The following is a 335-nucleotide window of genomic DNA, read 5'->3' as shown; positions in this document are numbered from 1 at the left end:
AACATCACCGTTAGCGGACTTTCGCTGACGAAACGTTCAAATACTTCTGCCAAAATCATCGTTGAATTGACCTGCTTTTGTGCGGCTACCTCTCCATCATTCAACCGCTAGCAGGGCGGTGGCACGCTTGCTTTAACCAACTTAACGATTGGCGTTTTCGGGACTGATAAGCCAAAGCTCCCTATAGAAAGGGTTACAGAAATTATTAAGCAGCCTTGGAATGACCTTTAGAGGGCTGGTCCAGTAGACCCAAGGCAGCATGGCGGTGAGCACCCAGTTTTGGGTCTCGCTCTGTGCGGTCTCTGCGGCGAGCGCCTGAGTGGCCCATTGCCACC

At 51.9% G+C, this 335-nt stretch carries 1 pseudogene; it reads right to left on the bottom strand.

From position 1 onward, the window contains the following. Positions 1-141: 141 nt before the first annotated feature. A pseudogene (locus CKL79_RS23685) lies at positions 142-335 on the bottom strand (hypothetical protein); the annotation flags it as partial.

Origin of the sequence: Leptolyngbya sp. BC1307, from assembly GCF_002286735.1 — a bacterium.
In the GTDB taxonomy this organism is placed as follows: Bacteria; Cyanobacteriota; Cyanobacteriia; order Phormidesmidales; family Phormidesmidaceae; genus Phormidesmis.
This window is presented reverse-complemented; position numbering and strand designations above follow the sequence as displayed.